Consider the following 639-nt stretch of genomic DNA (forward strand, 5'->3'; position numbering starts at 1 on the left):
CCTGAAATTTTTCGGGAAATCTGAGGCTGCTCCCCGCCCCAAGATATACAACGGAACTGTCAGGCAGCATAAACTGTGATCGTTGCCCGTATGGATTGTGCTTTTCCACCATGCTGACAAGCAGTGGCCCTCTCTTCTTTGAATTGAATACCCAAAAGGCTCCTATTCCAATCATTACTGCTACCCACACGGCGGCGTATCTTAATAGGAAGGATTTACTCTTTTTTGTTGTTTTGGTATGGAGGTGTCTCCGTTTTCCGGCATCATTCTTTGTAAGCTTTCGTATACGTTGTTTCCATTGGAGCATCTGCAGATCAGAGCCACTTTCCTCAGTGGCACTTTCGATATCTTCCTTCCATGTTTCGGTCATTATTTCGTGCAGAACCTCATCGGCACCAGGTTTCTCCAGCCAGTTTAATACCAGTTCAAGTTCCTGCCGGGTGCACTGGTTCTTTAGAAACCTCTCTAATAATGCCTTCGATATCTTTTGTTCCATTCTTTGTCGTTCATATAGCATGACGAAAAAAAATAGCCGTACTACTAATGCGGTTGAAAATAAATTTTAATTATTTTCCCTACCCGGAAGCAGTCATAAAATGGTTAGTAAGTTAAATATTGAAATATCAATACCATTAGGGT

At 42.1% G+C, this 639-nt stretch carries 1 protein-coding gene; it reads right to left on the minus strand.

Annotation, left to right across the window (positions count from 1 at the left end; translation table 11 throughout):
• Nucleotides 1-496: hypothetical protein (locus tag ACNOHI_RS25020; protein ID WP_420477436.1), on the minus strand; the 496-nt coding region annotated here is incomplete at its 3' end.
• Nucleotides 497-639 lie beyond the last annotated feature (143 nt).

This window comes from Noviherbaspirillum sp. ST9, assembly GCF_048799745.1.
Lineage (GTDB): Bacteria > Pseudomonadota > Gammaproteobacteria > Burkholderiales > Burkholderiaceae_D > Noviherbaspirillum.